The organism is Terrisporobacter mayombei, from assembly GCF_020748465.1.
Taxonomy (GTDB): domain Bacteria; phylum Bacillota; class Clostridia; order Peptostreptococcales; family Peptostreptococcaceae; genus Terrisporobacter; species Terrisporobacter mayombei.
The window spans coordinates 1-669 of sequence record NZ_JAHZMP010000041.1 but is presented as its reverse complement, the minus strand read 5'-3'; the positions used below and the strand labels follow the sequence as shown (position 1 = coordinate 669).

Annotated in this window: 1 protein-coding gene; it reads right to left on the bottom strand. The window is 27.5% G+C overall.

The features are described 5' to 3' along the window. Positions 1-196 precede the first annotated feature (196 nt). Positions 197-669 (bottom strand): anthrax toxin lethal factor-related metalloendopeptidase (gene zmp1 / locus K0039_RS20150; protein WP_228106767.1); only part of this gene is annotated, 473 nt, incomplete at its 5' end.

Sequence of the window (669 nt, the reverse complement as noted above, 5' to 3'; positions counted from 1 at the left end):
TCAATAATTTCTATTATACCTACGATAATTACTCAAATGCATAATAAACATGTTGAAGCCTTGTATAAGGAGTAGTAATTGATACTCTATCAGTTTATACATAAGACAAAATTTATTAGTTTTAAACGCAATATAAAAGAGATGCTATTACAATAGCATCTCTTAATTTATATTTATTTTAAATTTATTAAATTATCTATTTAGCTAGGTTTTGTAAAAAACTATAAGTTTGTGGACAAGCTGATTTTAACTTACTATTTGTATCTTGATTTAGATAGTAATACGCAAATGCTTCTGCAAAAAATTCTTCTGGATATACACCTAAGTAGTTTACATTCCCTAAAGAACGTCCTTCTTTAGCAAATATTTGTTTAAATTGTGCTGATTTAGATATATCATTTAATACTATATGGTCTATTGCATGTGCTGTTTCATGTAATTCTAAGTTTATTGCATCATGACCTTTACCTTTGTTACTAAATCCTATTCTAAGAGCTACTGTGCTTCCACCTAAACCCGGAACATCATCCCAAGTTTTTCCAGTTCCTTCCCATCCCTTAGGAACTACACCTTTTAAATAAGCATATTCTTTTTCATCTGTTAGCTTTCCACTTAATAATTTTATTTTTAAGTTATTTATAATCAACTTTTTCAAAAAGTCTAGTAATT